This window comes from Amycolatopsis sp. PSD-21, assembly GCF_055561455.1.
Window position 1 is genome coordinate 8,209,636 of sequence record NZ_CM145712.1, and the last position, 16,273, is coordinate 8,225,908.

14 protein-coding genes are annotated in these 16,273 nt (G+C 66.3%); 10 read left to right on the forward strand and 4 right to left on the reverse strand.

Annotated features, from left to right (window positions below; translation table 11 throughout):
- Positions 1-47 precede the first annotated feature (47 nt).
- The gene (locus tag ACZ1DY_RS38530; RefSeq protein ID WP_465482586.1) at positions 48-2,300 is read left to right on the forward strand and encodes a DEAD/DEAH box helicase; all 2,253 of its coding nucleotides are present in this window, start codon (positions 48-50) and stop codon (positions 2,298-2,300) included.
- 81 nt (positions 2,301-2,381) lie between these two features.
- Here the strand turns inward: ACZ1DY_RS38530 and ACZ1DY_RS38535 are convergent, their stop codons facing one another.
- Positions 2,382-2,957, reverse strand: a complete 576-nt coding sequence (locus ACZ1DY_RS38535) for a hypothetical protein (RefSeq protein ID WP_465482587.1) — start codon at positions 2,955-2,957, stop codon at positions 2,382-2,384.
- A gap of 262 nt (positions 2,958-3,219) precedes the next feature.
- Between ACZ1DY_RS38535 and ACZ1DY_RS38540 the strand changes: the two genes are divergently transcribed.
- The 6 genes from ACZ1DY_RS38540 to ACZ1DY_RS38565 are packed head-to-tail and all read left to right on the forward strand — an operon-like array spanning position 3,220 to position 12,554.
- On the forward strand, positions 3,220-3,942 hold the full coding sequence (locus ACZ1DY_RS38540; protein ID WP_465482588.1) for a hypothetical protein: 723 nt from the start codon (positions 3,220-3,222) through the stop codon (positions 3,940-3,942).
- Positions 3,943-3,990: 48 nt separating this feature from the next.
- A complete protein-coding gene (locus ACZ1DY_RS38545) occupies positions 3,991-4,512 on the forward strand; it encodes a DUF6907 domain-containing protein (protein WP_465482589.1) in 522 nt (173 codons plus the stop codon).
- Between the two features lie 56 nt (positions 4,513-4,568).
- Positions 4,569-6,113, forward strand: coding sequence for a TIGR02677 family protein (locus ACZ1DY_RS38550; RefSeq protein WP_465482590.1), 1,545 nt, complete (start codon positions 4,569-4,571; stop codon positions 6,111-6,113).
- Positions 6,110-7,303 (forward strand): TIGR02678 family protein, encoded by a 1,194-nt coding sequence (locus ACZ1DY_RS38555; protein ID WP_465482591.1) that lies wholly within the window; start codon positions 6,110-6,112, stop codon positions 7,301-7,303. The genes ACZ1DY_RS38550 and ACZ1DY_RS38555 overlap by 4 nt, the downstream gene beginning before the upstream one ends.
- Complete coding sequence (locus tag ACZ1DY_RS38560) at positions 7,300-11,337, forward strand: TIGR02680 family protein (protein WP_465482592.1); 4,038 nt, start codon at positions 7,300-7,302, stop codon at positions 11,335-11,337. Before ACZ1DY_RS38555 ends, ACZ1DY_RS38560 begins: the two co-directional genes overlap by 4 nt.
- Positions 11,337-12,554, forward strand: coding sequence for a TIGR02679 family protein (locus ACZ1DY_RS38565; protein WP_465482593.1), 1,218 nt, complete (start codon positions 11,337-11,339; stop codon positions 12,552-12,554). Before ACZ1DY_RS38560 ends, ACZ1DY_RS38565 begins: the two co-directional genes overlap by 1 nt.
- Here the strand turns inward: ACZ1DY_RS38565 and ACZ1DY_RS38570 are convergent.
- Positions 12,551-12,937: a cupin gene (locus tag ACZ1DY_RS38570; RefSeq protein ID WP_465482594.1), complete on the reverse strand. Its 387-nt coding sequence runs from the start codon at positions 12,935-12,937 to the stop codon at positions 12,551-12,553. The genes ACZ1DY_RS38565 and ACZ1DY_RS38570 overlap by 4 nt on opposite strands.
- Before the next feature lie 78 nt (positions 12,938-13,015).
- On the opposite strand from ACZ1DY_RS38570, the gene ACZ1DY_RS38575 reads away from it, so the two are divergent.
- Together ACZ1DY_RS38575 and ACZ1DY_RS38580 are read left to right on the forward strand one after the other, a co-directional pair.
- Positions 13,016-13,594: a TetR/AcrR family transcriptional regulator gene (locus ACZ1DY_RS38575; protein ID WP_465482595.1), complete on the forward strand. Its 579-nt coding sequence runs from the start codon at positions 13,016-13,018 to the stop codon at positions 13,592-13,594.
- A gap of 11 nt (positions 13,595-13,605) precedes the next feature.
- The gene (locus tag ACZ1DY_RS38580; RefSeq protein WP_465482596.1) at positions 13,606-14,865 is read left to right on the forward strand and encodes a plasmid pRiA4b ORF-3 family protein; all 1,260 of its coding nucleotides are present in this window, start codon (positions 13,606-13,608) and stop codon (positions 14,863-14,865) included.
- Here ACZ1DY_RS38580 and ACZ1DY_RS38585 read toward each other — a convergent pair.
- Both ACZ1DY_RS38585 and msrA read right to left on the reverse strand, forming a co-directional pair.
- Complete coding sequence (locus ACZ1DY_RS38585; RefSeq protein WP_465482597.1) at positions 14,836-15,306, reverse strand: molybdenum cofactor biosysynthesis protein; 471 nt, start codon at positions 15,304-15,306, stop codon at positions 14,836-14,838. The two genes, ACZ1DY_RS38580 and ACZ1DY_RS38585, sit on opposite strands and share 30 nt — an antisense overlap.
- Positions 15,285-15,779 (reverse strand): peptide-methionine (S)-S-oxide reductase MsrA, encoded by a 495-nt coding sequence (gene msrA, locus ACZ1DY_RS38590; protein WP_126736822.1) that lies wholly within the window; start codon positions 15,777-15,779, stop codon positions 15,285-15,287. The genes ACZ1DY_RS38585 and msrA overlap by 22 nt, the downstream gene beginning before the upstream one ends.
- A gap of 108 nt (positions 15,780-15,887) precedes the next feature.
- On the opposite strand from msrA, the gene ACZ1DY_RS38595 reads away from it, so the two are divergent.
- Positions 15,888-16,214 carry a hypothetical protein gene (locus ACZ1DY_RS38595; RefSeq protein WP_465482598.1) on the forward strand — a complete coding sequence of 109 codons (327 nt, stop codon included), beginning with the start codon at positions 15,888-15,890 and terminating at the stop codon, positions 16,212-16,214.
- Positions 16,215-16,273 lie beyond the last annotated feature (59 nt).

Consider the following 16,273-nt stretch of genomic DNA (forward strand, 5'->3'; position numbering starts at 1 on the left):
GAATGCGCAGGTCCGGTTTGGGCTGACCCATGGCGAGAGGGGACCAGGTGGGCACACCACAGCCTGCACGGGGTAGCACTGTCGCAATCACCGATGCCGCGGCGATCAGCCTCGCGAAAGCGAAGGTGGGACCGGCAGCGAAGGCGACTCTCGAACATGTCCGAGCGTTCGCCCGGCGAGCGACAGCTCTCCTGCAGGCAGCCGACTCACTCCGCGAAAGTGCCCGCCAACAGCTTGACACACTCGCTGGTCAAGAGGCCTTCGCGGTCATGCAAGCCCGGCCTGTCGCTGACCTCCGTTCCCTCGCCGGCAAGGGTGCCCGGCTGGGCGCCTTGGCCGATGCGGGGTACCGGACGGTCGCCGACGTACTCAGGGCTACGCCCGATCAGTTACAGGCGATACCGGGCATTGGTCCCCAAACTGCGCAACAGGTCTCGGTGGCCGCCAACCGGCTGGCTGGCGAAGTACGCCGAGACACCCGTGTCCGGTTCGACCCTGACCGCCAGATGCCCGGGCAAACGCGGCTGCTCGCCACGCTCGCGGCCGCCCGGTACGCCGACAGCACACGAGCAGCGCTGCAAGGCCCACTCCGGCAGCTCGCCAAACAGGCCGATCCACTCGTGCGCCAGGCTGAGCCCACGACCAGTCGATCCGCCATGTTCTTCCGTCGCAAGGCGAAGAAACACGTAGCGCTGAGCGCGTTGGCCACGCTCGACGCCATCCTCGCCGACCCTCGCGTAATCGAGCTGCACCAGGCGGTGGAGCGGCAAGAGCGAGCCGTCGACCCAGCTTCGTACACTCCCGCTCAGCTGTGGCAGGACTACGCCAACGAGGCTGCGGGTTTCAACGCCCTGCTGTCCACCCTGGGCGGCCACGGTGAAGCCGACGACTCCGAGGCTTCAGAGGGCTTCCTCCCGGAAGAGCTCCGGCAGAAGATCACCGCGGTCCCGCTGGACACCGGCCTCCTGAAGGCGACACTACGGAAGTACCAGGTTTTCGGCGCCCAATACGCGATTCACCAGGAGCGTTCGATCCTCGGCGACGAGATGGGGCTCGGTAAGACCGTGCAGGCCCTCGCGGCCATGACGCACATGGCCGCGAAAGGCCAAAATCGTTTCCTCGTGGTCTGCCCGGCCAGCGTGCAGATCAACTGGATCAACGAGATCGGCAAGCACACCTCGCTCACCGCACACAACCTGCACGGCGCCGGCCGAGATGCCGCCGCACAGAAGTGGCTGCGCACAGGAGGAGTCGCCGTCACCACGTTCACGCTCCTCGGCCGTTTCGACGACATCGCCGCGGCCGGCATCGCGATGCTCGTAGTGGACGAGGCGCACTACATCAAGAAGCCCACTTCTCAGCGCTCCAAGTTCGTGGCCGACGTCGTCGACAAGGCTCAGCGAGCGCTCTTCCTCACCGGTACGCCCATGGAGAACCGAGTCGAGGAGTTTCGGAACCTGGTCCACTACTTGCAGCCTCGCGTCGCACGAAGCTTGGACGCGACCGACGCGTTGGCCGGAGCCAAGCGCTTTCGACGAGCTGTGGCTTCGACCTACTTGCGGCGCAATCAAGAAGACGTGCTCACCGAACTTCCCGACAAGATCGAAGTCGAGGATTGGGTGCAGTTCACCCGCGACGACAATGTCGAATACGCGAGGACAGTGCGCGAAAAGAATCTCATGCAGATGCGCCAAAGCGCCTTCCGTTCGACGGATTCCGCAAAGCTCGAACGGCTTGCGGAAATCGTGGACGAGGCGCGTGAAGACGGCCTGAAGGTCGTAGTGTTCTCGAACTTCCTCGATGTACTCAAGGCCATCCACGAAAGGCTGGGGCAAGCGGTCGTCGGGCCACTGACTGGCTCGGTGCCGCCTGTCGCACGCCAGCAGCTGGTCGACACCTTCAGCCGGCGAGAAGGACATGCGGTCTTGCTCAGCCAGATCGAGGCAGGCGGGGTGGGACTGAACGTTCAGGCGGCATCCATCGTGATCATCGCTGAACCGCAGTGGAAACCCAGCATCGAGGAGCAGGCGATCGCCCGGGCGTACCGGATGGGTCAAATCCGTAAGGTCCAGGTCCATCGCCTGCTGGCGAAGGGCAGTGTCGACGAACGGATGCGCGAAATCCAGGAGCGCAAGAGCCTCCTGTTCGCCGAATTCGCGCGCAAGAGCGATGCCAAGGAAGCGGACAGCCGCTCCATCGACATCAGGGAACACCGCCCAGCCGTCCTCGACGATGACGCGGTTCCGATGGGACAGCGGATCATTCTCGCCGAGCAACACCGTCTCGGTATTGATTCCTAGGTGGCAAGGGTCGCCGACGCCGGACGACCTACAGCCGCACTCGGCGCCTCCCGTCGTTGGTCCAGCTCGCCCAAAACCACGTCAGCCGCCGGCGGGGCGGCCGTCCGGGTCCGTCATCGTGATGGCGCCATCCCGCGTTTGCAGCACCACATCGGCACGGTACTTACCCTCGCCGAGCACTGCGAGAGTGCCGAGGCTGACCATCCGCGTGGTCGCGCCGTCGCTGTCGAACACCAGCAGATCGCCGTCCTGGACGTAATCCCCGTTGTGGGTACCATCGCCCTCGACCGCGACAGGACGGCCGAGCTCGCGTTCGATTCGCTCGCCTGAAGCGGGTCCGGTGAGGACCTGTACCGAGGTCCAATCGCCGGGCACCAGCGCCTTGAGCGGCCGCGATCCACCTGTCCTGACGAGCTCGCCGATGATTCTTTCGAGGCCTTCGTCGAATTCGACCGCGACTCTTGGGGGGCTCATGCCGCAGCCCGCCACGAGAGCGAGCAGAGCGAGCAGGGCCACCATCAAGCGCATGATCAGCATTGGTCCGGATTCGCCGACGTTCGCCGGGGTCATCGCGCCCCGGATTGCCCGTGGGCGCTGGTCTCTCCAGGAGCTATGCGTTGACGATACCAGGGTGTCGTCTTTGTTGATGACCACCATTTTCCCGTCCTTGACGGCTTGTTCCACCAGGTTCGCCAGCCCCTCGGGTTGGCTCGGGCGATCGCGCGGCCGACGATCACCTGCTCGGTGCGGCCCTCCCCCGACAGCTGATCGCACTTGCCCAGCACATCACTCCCCACCTGAAGATTCTCACTTTGCAAGAACCGACATGTCACTCGATGCAGTGAATCCTTTGCATACGGTGCCGCCCGAGGTGATTTGGGGAGTGAGACTGCCCGCCTACCCCGAAAGGCTCCCCACAATGACGTACTCCCCGTCGGACTTGGACGTGATCGAGCGGCAGTTCCTGGCGTTGGCCGCCGGCCCACGGGCGCTGACGCTTGACTGCGCCGCGCTCGGCTGCGGTCTGCCCGCGGAAGTGAAACCCATCGACGAGGTGCGAGTACTGCTCCTGAAGAGGCAGACGAGCTGGGTTACCAAGAACGCCGTCTGGCGAGACTTGGTCAGGCGGGCGCATGCGACGCCTGACCCGTGGATCATCGTGGCCGCCGCCATGATGATGCCCGGTCTGAAGCACATCGGCAGCAAGCTCAGGTCTCGCTATCCGGGCGAGCGAAACGACCTGGATTCCGAGATCCTCGAAGGGTTCCTGCAAGCACTGGACCTCGCCGACGATGGAGCTCAGAAGGTGTACGGGCAGCTCTACTGGGCCGCATTCCGACGCGCGTACGAAGCGTGTAACCGCGAGACTCGGCTCGCGATGTCCCGATCTGAGCTCGACGACACCATAGCCACCACGAGCTCGGCCACGGGACATCCGGATCTTGTCCTGGCCGGTGCCATGCTCGCGGGTGCGGTGACACCGGCACAAGCCGATTTGGTGTCCGATGTGCTTCTGGACCACGACGAGCGGTCAGTGGCAGCTGACCGTCTTGGCATCAGCCGCTACCAGGTGTCGTGCCAGCTGGATTCCGCCACCCGGCATCTCGCCGGATACCTGAAGACAGGTAGTTCCGCGGCATGACATGCGGTCCCTGTATTCATCCGAAGCAGCTACGCGGGAGCCGCCTTCATGAGCAACTCGAATTTCCCACCGGCAGAGATCGCCACGCTGAGTGAAGCGCAGAAGCAAGGGAGTGTCTGCGCCCGCTGTGGACGTGTCCCGCTCAACCCACAGAGCCTCGATGGCGCGGACCTCGTCGTTTGTGCGGATGAGCACGCGCGCATATGCACGGATTCCGTCTTCTGGCTGACCCGGCCATGCCCATGGTGGTGTGACTCCGGATGGCACAGCGATGACGATCGTGCCGGAGACCGACGGCACATGTCGAAGTGGACGGGCAACGTCCCTCTCGTCCTGGAAGACGGCGACGAGATGGGAACCGGCCTGTCGTACCAACCCGAGTATGCGACCGTGCATCTTGTCCAAGGTGTGCGCGAAATCGAGCCACGTATCTGGTGCGGGAAGGGTGAAACCGACCATGGCTGGTACATGACGTCCGACGAGGCTCGGGAACTTGCCGCGACGCTTACTTCCGCGGCCGAGATGACCGAGCGGCAAGTCGCCCCGCCGACGGCGGCGATCGCGTGCTGACCAGGCGTCCGGAGGGGTCCCACCGAAACTGTCGGTGCCCTCCCCATAATGGGATCGTGCCCACCGACCAGGAGCCTCAGCCGTTCGCGCACCTCAGTGCTCCGAACGCGGCGCTCTATCGCGACGTCCTGTCGACGTTCGCGCGGGCGAGGGACCGGTTCATCGTTCACATGCGGCCGGAGGACGTGGCGGCGGACCTGGGCAGGCCGGGTGACGTCGAGCAGGTCGCGGACGCGCTGGACAAGCTCGTCGACTGGGGCAACCTGCGGGCCGATCCGGATACGAGCCGGGTGACCAGTGTCGCCGACTTCCATCGTGCGCGGTACCTGTACCAGCTCACGGCCGCCGGCCAGGCCGCCGAGGAAGCGCTCGCGGTTTACGACCAGGCTCTTGGCCGCCGCGGATCGCTGCAGTCGGTGGCGTTGGAGGACATCGCCGCGCAGTTGCGAGCGCTTGTGGAGTTGGCCGGGGCACGGGAGCTCGACCCGGCGAAGGTGCACCTCCTGTTGCTCGCGCTCGCCGAGCGGTTCACCGGCCTGGCCGACAACGCGCAGGCGTTCATGGCATCGCTCCGCCGTGTCATCGATTTCGCCGATGGGGACGTGGAGGCGTTCGTCGCCTACAAGCAGCGGCTGATCGACTACGTCAACCGCTTCATCGCGGACCTCGCCAACCGGGGTGCGGAGATCGCCACCCTGCTGGGCGAGATTGAGCGAGCCGGAGTCAGGGACATCCTCATGGTGGCGGCGAAACGCGAAGCCGCCGATGTCGCACCTGACGACCGCGAAAACGCGACCGCCGTCGAGAGCCGCTACGAAATCTGGCGAAATCGGTGGCGAGGACTGCACGACTGGTTCGTTTCGGCCGACTCTCGGCATCAGTCACAGGCGCGGCTGCTGCGCGGAGCCGCGGTCACCGCCATCACGCAGCTCATCGACACGGTGGCCGCGCTCAACGAACGCCGTTCCGGACGCTCCGACCGCTCGGCCGACTTCCGGACTTTGGCTCGCTGGTTCGCGGAGGCACCGGACGACAACGCGGCGCATCGCTTGTGGCGGACGGCGTTCGGGCTCAGTTCCGCGCGGCACCTTACCGTCGACAACGAAACCGTTGCCGCGTGGGAGGAAGAGCAACCCGCACCGAGTACGCCGTGGCGGGAAGCGGCCGGAGTGCACATAAGCCCGCAGTTGCGCAGGACGGGCTCCTACGAGCGGCGCGGCCAGCCCAACCGGGTCGCGGACCGCGCCGAGCAGCGTCGAATCCTGGCCGAGCAGGCGGTTCTCGAAGCCGAGCAGGTCGCCGCCGCACGTGAGCGGCTGGCGACACCAGGGCCGACGCGTCTATCGGCTCTGGGCGAACTCGATGCGCGGGCGTTCCGGCTCTTCCTCGGTCTTCTCGGCGACGCGCTGTCGGCGCGTGCCCCTGGCGATCACGAAGTCCGGACCACCACGGGCGACGGCACGATGGAGGTTCGCTTGACTCTCGTACGTGGCGGGGGAACGGTGAGCATCCACACCGAAGACGGGATTCTGCACGGTCCGGAACACCTGATCGAGATCATCGACCTGATCGGGAACGGCCGGGAGGAGGCGATCGCGTGACCGTGCTCGGCGAGGAAGCCGTCGCCCAGAAACGAAAAGCCCTGCGAGCGCTCCTTGCCAAGCCGCTGTTGACAGCCGGAACGGACGACGAAGTACTGCGCCTGGTCCGACGTCACACGCCGGAGCTGCGTGACTGGCTGGCCACCGAGACGGGCTGGCGGCTGCTGGTCAGTGCGGAATCCGCGCGCCTGTTCAAAACCGCGCCCACGTTGGCCGACCAGACTCATCCAGCGAGAGACGGCAAGGGCAAACCACCTTTCGGCCGCCGCAGGTACGTCTTGCTCTGCTTGGCGCTGGCTGTCCTGGAGCGAGCCGACGCGCAGATCACCCTCGGACGGCTCGCTGAAGGCGTACTCACCGCCGCGGGCGAACCCGAACTCGTCGACGCGGGCGTGTCCTTCACGATGAGCCGGCGGGACGAGCGTTCGGATCTCGTCGCCGCGGTCAGATTGCTGCTCTCGTGGGGTGTCCTCGAACGTGTCGCCGGTGAGGAAGACGCTTATTTGAGCGACAACGGAGACGTCTTGTACGACGTGCAGCGCCGGGTGCTGGCCACGCTCTTGACCAGCCCGCGTGGCCCTTCGACGATCCATGCCGCCGATTTCGAAACCAGGCTCGAAGAACTCGCCCACGAGCCGGTCGCCGACACCGACGACCTGCGCAATCGGGCGCTGCGCCACCGGCTGACCCGCCGCCTCCTCGATGATCCGGTGGTCTATTACGACGAGCTGGCCGACGATGAACGGGCGTACCTGACCGGCCAGCGGCATGCGATAACGCACCGGATCGAGGCCGCCACCGGGCTGGTCGCCGAGGTCCGCGCGGAGGGCATCGCGATGGTCGATCCCGCCGACGACCTGACCGATGTGCGCATGCCGGAGCAGCGCACCGATGGCCACGCCACCTTGCTCGTCGCCGAGTACCTCGCGGCGCGGAACGGCCCGGTGCCGATCGAGCGGATGCTGGCGTACGTCAGGAAGATCGCCCGTGAGCATGCCTCCTATTGGCGTCGCGGAGTCACCGACGAAGGCGCTGACGAGGAACTCCTCGCCATCGCGTTGCACAAGCTGCGTGCACTGCGGCTCGTCGAGGATTCCGTCGGGGATCCTCCGATGGTGCGCGCGCTGCCCGCGATCGGTCGGTACCGGCTCGACGCGCCCACCATCCGCGAGAGGAAGACCGGGAAATGACCTTGCCCGTCCCGGACAAAGCCCGCTGGCAACCGCTCCGGGCAGGCCTTGTCGACCTGTTCTACTACGACCTCGAAGAGTTCCACTTCCACGACGGCCGTCTGCTGTTGCGCGGCAACAACGGAACCGGGAAATCCAAGGTCCTCGCGCTGACTCTGCCGTTCCTCCTCGACGGCGAACTCTCGGCACACCGGGTGGAGCCCGACGGGGATCGCAACAAACGCATGGAATGGAACCTGCTGCTCGGCGGGAAACATCCACACAACGAACGCCTTGGCTATACCTGGCTGGAATTCGGTCGTGCCCTTCCCGGCGGGGGCGCCGAGTATCGAACCCTCGGCTGTGGTCTCAAGGCCGTCGCCGGGCGCGGAATCGCCAAGCACTGGTTCTTCGTCACCGGCCAGCGCGTCGGACAGGACCTTTCCCTGGTCAGCCCGACCCGGGTGGCCTTGACCAGGGAGAAGCTCAAGGACGCCGTCGTCGGGCATGGCCTGGTGTACGACACCGCGTCGGACTATCGACGCGCAGTGGACGAAGCGCTCTTCGGGTTGGGAAACCACCGCTACGAAGCCCTCGTCAATCTGCTGATCCAGCTGCGGCAACCGCAGCTGTCGAAGAAGCCGGACGAGAAACTGCTGTCCCGGGCACTAACCGAAGCACTCCCGCCGCTCGACCCGGCCTTGGTGGCCACGGTCGCGGAGGCATTCCGTGGCCTGGACGAGGAACGCGAGACCTTACGCGCCCTCGCGGAGGCGAAGACGGCGGCCGAACAGTTCCTCGCACATTACCGGCGCTACTCCCGGATCGCGGCCAAACGCCGTGCGGCACCGGTTCGCCATACGCACAGCGCGTACGAAAAGCTCGGACGTGAGTTGGGGGAAGCCGAGGCCGCGTACGAGAAAGCGACCCTGGCGCTCGAGGAGACCCAAAGTCTGCTCGAGGAACTGGCGACCACGAAAGCCCAGCTGGACACGCGCCGAGCCGCGCTGCAGAGCAGCCCCGAAATGCGGGACGCCGAAACTCTGAAACAAGTGGGGAAGGAAGCCGCGAAGCTCCGGGAGTTCGCGGAACTGCGGGAGCGCGACCTGGTGTCGGCAGCCGGCACCCTGCGCCTCCGTGAGGAGCAAGCCGAGACGGCTCGGCGGACGGCCGGCGCCGATGCGGAGATTTTGGAACAGGCCAAAGAGATCGCGTATGAGGCCGCCGATGCCGCCTACCTGGCCGATGGACATTCCGCGGTCATCGCCGACGAAGACGAGCGAGCCGGGCAGGCGATCATCGAACGGCGGACCAAGGCGGTCGATCGGCTTCGACGGTTGATCGATGCCGCGTCGCAGGCCGAGGCGGCATTGCGTTCGGCGCGGGCGAGCGTCGACCGGATCACCGCTGAGCAGCAGAGCGCCGCCGAGCGGATCACCGCGGCCGAGGAGAGTGTCGCCGGGCGCGGTGCCGCCCTTGTCGACGATTACCGGTCCTACCTGGCGAACACCGAGCAGTTCGTACTGTCCGATATGGACGAAGTGCTCGACGCCCTCGACGCGTGGACCGAGACACTCATCGGCGTCAATCCGGCGGCATCGGCCGTCGAGGAGGCCGTGCTGCGGGCGACCGCCGAGCTTGCCCGGAGGCAAGCGACCCTCGATGCAGAACGAACAGCGGCGGAAAACGAGCGGCGTGCGATCACCGACGAGATCGCACGACTGGAATCGGGCGGGCACGACGGTCCGCCAAGGCCCCACACGCGTGACGAGGACGCACGGACCGGCCGTCCTGGTGCTCCACTATGGAAAGTCGTGGACTTCCTCCCCGGCGTCGACGAGCGGCACCGCGCCGGGCTCGAAGCGGCATTGGAGGCCTCTGGCGTTCTGGACGCTTGGGTATCCCCGGAAGGTGAACTGCACAGCACGCGGACCGGCGACGTAATCGTCGAACCCGGTGAGGCCGCGCCGTCAGGCGGCCTCACCGCTGTCCTCGCGCCGGCGGTGGATCGGGCCGACCCTCAGGCCTCGGCCCTGACCGACGCTGTGGTGAACGCGGTCTTGCGTGCGATCGGTCTCGGTCCTGGCGCGGACACCTGGGTCGCGGTGGACGGCAGTTTCGCCATCGGCGTGCTGACCGGAACATGGCGCAAGGACGCCGCGGCTTACCTGGGTGAAGGTGCTCGGGAAGCCGCGCGCAGGGAACGGATCCAGGAGCTGCGGGAGGCGAGCGGCCGGATGTCCCGGCGCCTTGCCGAGCTGGCGGAAGCCGCGGACGGCCTGGCCGCTCAGCGGACCGCCCTCACCGCGGAACACCAAGCGCGGCCGGAAGACACCGATCTCCGCGAGGCCCACTCCGTGCTCACCGGCGAGCACAAGGAGAAGCGCCGGATCGACGGCCGTCTCGGCGAAGCCGTCGGAGTTTCCGCCGAGTGTGCCGACGAAGCCGAGCGGTCTCGCGGCAAGGCCATCGAATTCGCCGGTGATGTCGGTCTGCCGACGGACCCCGAGGCACTGGCCCGCGTCCACCAGGCGGTCGGCGACTACCGGGTGGCCCTTGCCGGGCTCTGGCCCGCGGCGCGAGCGCTGGCTCGGGCGAAAGCGGATGTGGCCAAGGCCGAACACGAGAAGCGGGAGGCCGCCGAACGCCACGACGAAGCGCGAGAGTCGGCCGCCGAAGCCCGCGCTGAAGCCGAAACCACGGCCGAGCGTCATCGCGTCCTGGTGGAGACCGCGGGCGCGGGAGTCGAGGAGCTCTACCGGAAGCTGGCCGCGGTCGCGAGGGAATCGGACGAGCGGGACGCCCGCGAGAAACGGGTGCGAGAAGAAGAACGGGTCTTACACGAAGAGCGAGGCACGGCCATCGGACGGCGTGACACGCTTGGCGATTCGATCGAGACCGCCGTGGCCGAGCGTGAGCAATCCATCAGTGAGCTGCGGGCATTCGCGAAGACAGGGCTGTTGACGACAGCAATTCCCGAATTGGAGTCCCCCGATCCCGGGAACGAGTGGGCTCCCAATCCGGCGGTCGCTCTCGCGCGGGCGATCAACGCCGCGCTGGACGGCGTGGACGACGCGGACCGGCCGTGGGAATTGGTTCAGCAGAAGGTGTCGGCTGAGCACAAATTGCTGACCGACGCGCTGTCCAGGCACGGCCACTCGGTCGGTATGACCGTACGAGACGGGATCATCGTCGTCGATGTGCTGTTCCAAGGGCGCGCCCAGGACATTCCGACGTTGGTGACCGCTTTGGAGATGGAGAACGAGCAACGGGCGAGCCTGCTTTCGGCGAAGGAACGCGAGATCCTCGAGAACCACCTCATCAACGAAGTCGCGGGCACGCTGCAAGAATTGATCGGGAACGCCGAGGATCAGGTCCGGTCCATCAACACCGACCTCGAAGCCCGGCCGACGTCGACCGGAATGCGTCTACGGTTGCAGTGGCGTACTTCGCGAACGGCGCCTGCTGGGCTCGATCGAGTACGAGACCGGTTGTTGCGGCAGACCGCGGACGCCTGGAGTGCCGAGGACCGGACCGCCGTCGGCGGGTTCCTGCAGGAGCAGATCAACCGCGAGCACGCCGAAGACGCGGCCGGCGGCTGGGTCGAACAATTGACTCGCGCGCTGGACTATCGGACCTGGCACGAGTTCGCCATTCAGCGCTACCAGGACGGTCAGTGGCGGTCGGCGACCGGACCGGCGTCCGGCGGTGAACGGGTGCTCGCCGCGTCGGTTCCGCTTTTCGCCGCGGCCTCCTCCTTCTACTCGTCCTCGGCCAATCCCCACACGCCACGTCTGGTCGCGCTCGACGAAGCGTTCGCCGGCGTCGACGACGATTCACGGGCCAAGTGCCTAGGTCTGCTCGCCGCATTCGACCTCGACGTCGTGATGACCAGCGAACGCGAATGGGGCTGCTACCCGCAGGTGCCGGGGCTGGCCATCGCACAACTCACCCGGCGCGACGGAATCGACGCCGTTCTCGTGACCCCTTGGCGCTGGGACGGCCGCGAGCGTGTGCAGCGGCAACGGCCGCTTCCCTACGTACCGAGCGCCTGATGGCCGATCCGGATCGGCTCCGCAGGCTCCTGGGCGGCGAAGACACGGCGTGGCTGCTCGACCGCTTGCGCCGGCGGATGGTCGCCGGCAGGCCGTTGAGCGGAGTCGTCACACTTAGTTCGGCGACGCACGACCAGCGCAGGGCTATCGAACGTTTGCTCGGCAGGCGAGCCGGTACCGGTATCTCCCTGAGCGTTTCGCTCGACGAAGTCGACGCGGTGCTTCGTCGCAGCGGTTCGGCCCCCGACGGGCTTGCCGACGCGACGAGACTGCTGATCGGGCCCGTGCCGGACCGGGCAACGGAAGCCGCGGCCTGGACGGCGGCTTTCCGGCCATTGGACGAACTGGTCGCGCGACGTCCGACGCTGGCGACGTGGCGCGCGTGGTTGGACTCCACCGGCATGGTCCGGAGGTTGGCTTCCGAGCCGGAGCATGCTTCGGCGTTGATCACTGCAGTGGTCAACGTTCTCGCCGAGTTACCCTCGCGGGGCATCGCCTTGGGCAGGCTCGCGGCGGAGACCACCGGCGACGCACACAGCTTGGACGATGGACGCCCCTTGGCGACGCTCGTCCTCTCGGCGGTGAGGGCCCTCCGTGGCAGACCGCCGGCCGGAGATGGAACAGCGGGCGAACGGCGAACTTCCTGGGCGGCGGTGGGCGTACACCGTGACGATCTGTCCTCGTCCGTGCTGTGCCTCGGTCTGCCCGGTGACGTGGAGACTGTGACCGGCCGCATGCTCGCGCTGGCGAAGGAATCCGGCGAACCGTGTGTCCTGACACTACGCCAGTTGAACACCGCGAGGCTCGGCTTCGGAGCCGGGCTGGTGTCGGTTTGCGAAAACCCGATCGTCCTTGCCTCCGCGGCCGATGAGCTGGGCCCTGGCTGCCCTCCTCTCGTCTGTGTGAACGGCCAGCCGTCCGCCGCGGTGTGGCGTCTCTTAGATCTGCTCGCGGCGGACGGTGCCTCTTTCCGGTATCACGGCGACTTCGACTGGGGCGGTATCCGGATCGGAAACACTCTGCGTGACCGGTTTCCTTGGGAGCCCTGGCGTTTCGATGCCTCGGCGTACTCCACGACGACCATGGCAGGCGGTCCGCTGGCTGGAAGGCCGGCGGACGCGACCTGGGATCCGGACCTGCGACCGGCACTTGAGCGACGCGGAGTGCGCGTCGAAGAGGAACTCGTCCTTCCCGCCTTGTTGGAGGATCTCCGCTAGGCCTCGTGGAAATCGCCGAGACGATGGGCTTCGACTGAAGATTCCGTAGCGGCCAGCCAATGCGGATAGGTGACATAGACCAGTTCCGTGTCCTCATCGGCCACGTAGACCACCTCAGTGCCGGAACGCAGGTAAATCACCTCACCGGCCCGAGCCGTCACCGATCCCGATGGGCCCTCGACGGTGAAAACGCCGGAAGTGATGACCAGCGCCTCGTCGTAGGTCATCTTCCACGGGTTCTTCTCCCCTTTTCCGTAGCGGGCGAAGCCGACGGACATGGCCGCGCCGCTGTCTTGCGCGACGACGTCGGCCAGGAAGATCCGCTGGTCGAGCCGCTGGAACCAGGTCGAAGCGTCGTCGCTCGTGAAGTGTTCGACGGACATGCAAGTCTCCTTAAGTGGAACTTCTTCCACTTAGTTAACTGGAGAAAGTTCCACTTGTCCACCGGTTAGGCTGACCGAGTGCTTCCCATCGCAGGGTCCGGGCCGATAGAGCGGGCCGACGCGGCTCGCAACCGGCAGAAGATCGTCCGCGCGGCGGCCAAGCTCGTGGCGGCCAAAGGGATCGACGGGCTCGCGTTGGACGAGGTCGCGGCGGAGGCGGGCGTCGGTATCGGGACCGTGTATCGCCGCTTCCCGGACAAGGGCGCGTTGGCGCAGGCGTTGCTCGACGAGAACGAGCGCGAGTTCCAGGAAGCGTTCATCAGCGGGCCGCCGCCGTTGGGGCCCGGAGCGCTACCAAAAGAACGACTCAGGGCGTTCCTGGAAGCGTACGTCGACCGGCTCGAGACGCATGGCGAGTTGCTCATGGTCGCGGAGACGGAGACGCCGATGGCGCGGTTCGTAACCGGCGCGTACCGGCTGCACCACAGTCATCTGGTCGCGCTGATCAGCGAGATCGAGCCGGAAGCGGACGCGCATTTCAGGGCCGACGCGCTGCTCGCGCCACTGGCGGCGGCACAATACGTCTACCAGCGGCGAAGCATGACGCCTGAACAGATCAAGGCCGGCTTGAGCGACCTGTGCCAGCTGGATGACTAGTGTCCTGTGGCATGGATCTCGCGGTGAAGTCCGAACTGGTCGAGCAGGTGTGCACGTTCACCGAATGGGTGGGCGCGGGACGTAAGCTCACCCAGACCGGGCGTCTCACCCTGGCTGACGCCAAGGAACTGGTGCCGTTGTTGAAGACCGGTGACGCGCTCGAGCAGACCATCGGCGACCACGTGTACCGGACCAGGTCGAGCGAGCATCTGCCCAACCTGATGCTCGTCGTGGAGTGCGCCAAGGTGGCGCGGCTGGTCCGCAAGACCGGGCAACGGCTGGTGCCGGTGAAGAAGAATCAGGCGCTTCTCGATGACCCGCAGAAGCTGTGGTTCGCGTTGTTCACCGGGTTCGACCAGCTCGGCCAAGCATTCCTGCACAGCGGATTCAGCGAGTCACTGCTGCGCCGGGAGTTCGCCGACGGCAGCCGCGCCGCGTTGGCGTCGTTGTACGGCGCGGACGGTGCTGTCCCGATCGCGAACTTGTGCACGACCGTCCGGAATGTCGTCAGCGCGCCCTACATCTTGGACGACCTCACCGAATTCCAGTCTGAGATGTTGCGGAGCACGAACGACCGCGACACCAAGGAAACGCTCGAGGTCCTACAGCGATTGGGAGCAGTGACCCTCCGCGGCGACTCAGCCGAGCTGACCGAACTCGGCCGGTCCGGTATGCGGCGGATCTTGGGCGAGGCGGAAGCCGGTGATCCGATCTACCAGGTGAAGATCACTCTGCTGGAAATCGAAGGTCTCCCGGTGTGGCGACGAGTACTGGTTCCGGCGGCCATCCCGCTCGACCGGCTGCACGTCGTCATCCAGGCCGCGATGGGCTGGGGGAACTACCACCTGCACTACTTCCTCGATGGTAAGACCTATTACGGCGAAGCCGAGCCTGAGCTGCAATACCGCGACGAACGGGAAGTTCGGCTCTACGACCTGGTGAAACCCGGTGACCGCCTCGTGTACAACTACGACTTCGGCGATAGCTGGGACCACGAGATCCTAGTCGAGGAAGCCACGGTCGCCACGTCCGATGGGCGTTACCCGCGGTGCATCGCGGGCCAAGCGGCGTGCCCGCCGGAGGACGTCGGCGGAACCGGAGGGTATGCGCGGCTGATCCAGATCCTCGAGGATCCCGGACACCCGGAACATCAGGACGTACTCGGCTGGCTCGGTCTCGACGACCCTGGCCAGTTCGATCCCGCGCATTTCGACCTGGACGGCGCCAACCAACGCCTGACCCTAGGAGATCTCTACCGGCCCAACGCGTAAGACGCCGTCGTCCAGCGGCACGCACCGTTTCCCGCCGCGGCTCCGCAAAGCACGGAAAGTACCAACCGGGTAGACGACGTCCATCCAAGCGCAGGGATTCGCGGGCCGGTGGACCTCGAAGCGCACCGGGCCATCGCCCGAGTCCAAAGCCACCACCGAACCCCGCGGCAGAGCGTCCACGTCGAAGCCCGAGAGCACGATGTTCCGCCGGGCCAGCAGCGGATCACCGGGGACAGCAGCAGAGAAGAGCGTCACCGCGGCGGAACGATGTGCGGGATGGTTGAAGTACCGGTCCCCGACCAGCCCCAGTCCCGCGCGCACCTCGACATGGTCGCGCGAGACTGGGGACGGGTCAGGGCGTGCCCCCGAGGAGGGACGGCCCTCGTACGCGTGCACCGCGGAGACGTGCAGCGCGACGATCAGCGCTCGCCGAGCTGCCATTCCGGCCGCACGTAGTGGCAGGTGTAGCCGTTCGGGATGCGCTCCAGGTAGTCCTGGTGCTCCGGTTCGGCCTCCCAGAAGTCACCGGCCTGGGTCACCTCGGTGACCACCTTGCCCGGCCACTTGCCGGAGGCGTCGACGTCCGCGATCGTCTGCTCGGCGACCTGCTTCTGCTTGTCGTCGGTGTAGAAGATCGCCGACCGGTAGCTCGTGCCGATGTCGTTGCCCTGGCGGTTGCGGGTCGTCGGGTCGTGGATCTGGAAGAAGAACTCCAGGATCTGCCGGTACGACAGCTGAGCCGGGTCGAAGACGATCTCGATGGCTTCGGCGTGCGAGCCGTGGTTGCGGTAGGTCGCGTTCGGCACGTCGCCGCCGGTGTAGCCGACCCTGGTGGACACGACCCCGGGGTGCCGGCGGAACAGGTCCTGCATACCCCAGAAGCAGCCGCCCGCGAGAACAGCCTTTTCCGTCACTGTGGATCTCCTTCGGTCGTTGACACCCAGTACAACGTGTCGCACCGTCCCTGTCATCCCCGTCCAAGTGTGACGGAACGCTTACGTCCACCGTGCGTCTCACGGTAGGTGAAAACCCTGCTCGCGGTCCTCGCCCTCCTCCTGGCCGGCTGCGCGACGAACCCGCCCAGCCCGACACCGGAAGAAGCCTTCCGGTTCGGCGGGATCTCGATGCCTGCCAGCGGCAAGGTGCTGGAGACGCAGCACGACCGCGGTATCGACACGAGATACGTGGTCGTCGCGACCCTTCCGGCGGAGGATGTGCCCAAGCTGCTCGAAGCGTCGGGCTTCGCGCCCGGGGTGATGAACGACGACCGGGTCGTCGAAGGGCGTCACGTCTACCGCAAGGTCACCGTCGAGGGGACCACGGTGCGCCTCGAACTCTTCACGACGTGAGCACTCTGCGTGAAAAAGATGGGCCGTTCGGACTCGTCTGGGTGACCCCCTAACGTGTA

What these genes read in the sequence shown, in the direction of transcription:
- ACZ1DY_RS38535 (WP_465482587.1), bottom strand. Translation starts at nt 2,957, where the DNA reads ATGGTGGTCATCAACAAAGACGACACCCTGGTATCGTCAACGCATAGC.
- ACZ1DY_RS38540 (WP_465482588.1), top strand. Translation starts at nt 3,220, where the DNA reads ATGACGTACTCCCCGTCGGACTTGGACGTGATCGAGCGGCAGTTCCTG.
- ACZ1DY_RS38545 (WP_465482589.1), top strand. Translation starts at nt 3,991, where the DNA reads ATGAGCAACTCGAATTTCCCACCGGCAGAGATCGCCACGCTGAGTGAA.
- ACZ1DY_RS38560 (WP_465482592.1), top strand. Translation starts at nt 7,300, where the DNA reads ATGACCTTGCCCGTCCCGGACAAAGCCCGCTGGCAACCGCTCCGGGCA.
- ACZ1DY_RS38565 (WP_465482593.1), top strand. Translation starts at nt 11,337, where the DNA reads ATGGCCGATCCGGATCGGCTCCGCAGGCTCCTGGGCGGCGAAGACACG.
- ACZ1DY_RS38570 (WP_465482594.1), bottom strand. Translation starts at nt 12,937, where the DNA reads ATGTCCGTCGAACACTTCACGAGCGACGACGCTTCGACCTGGTTCCAG.
- ACZ1DY_RS38580 (WP_465482596.1), top strand. Translation starts at nt 13,606, where the DNA reads ATGGATCTCGCGGTGAAGTCCGAACTGGTCGAGCAGGTGTGCACGTTC.
- ACZ1DY_RS38585 (WP_465482597.1), bottom strand. Translation starts at nt 15,306, where the DNA reads ATGGCAGCTCGGCGAGCGCTGATCGTCGCGCTGCACGTCTCCGCGGTG.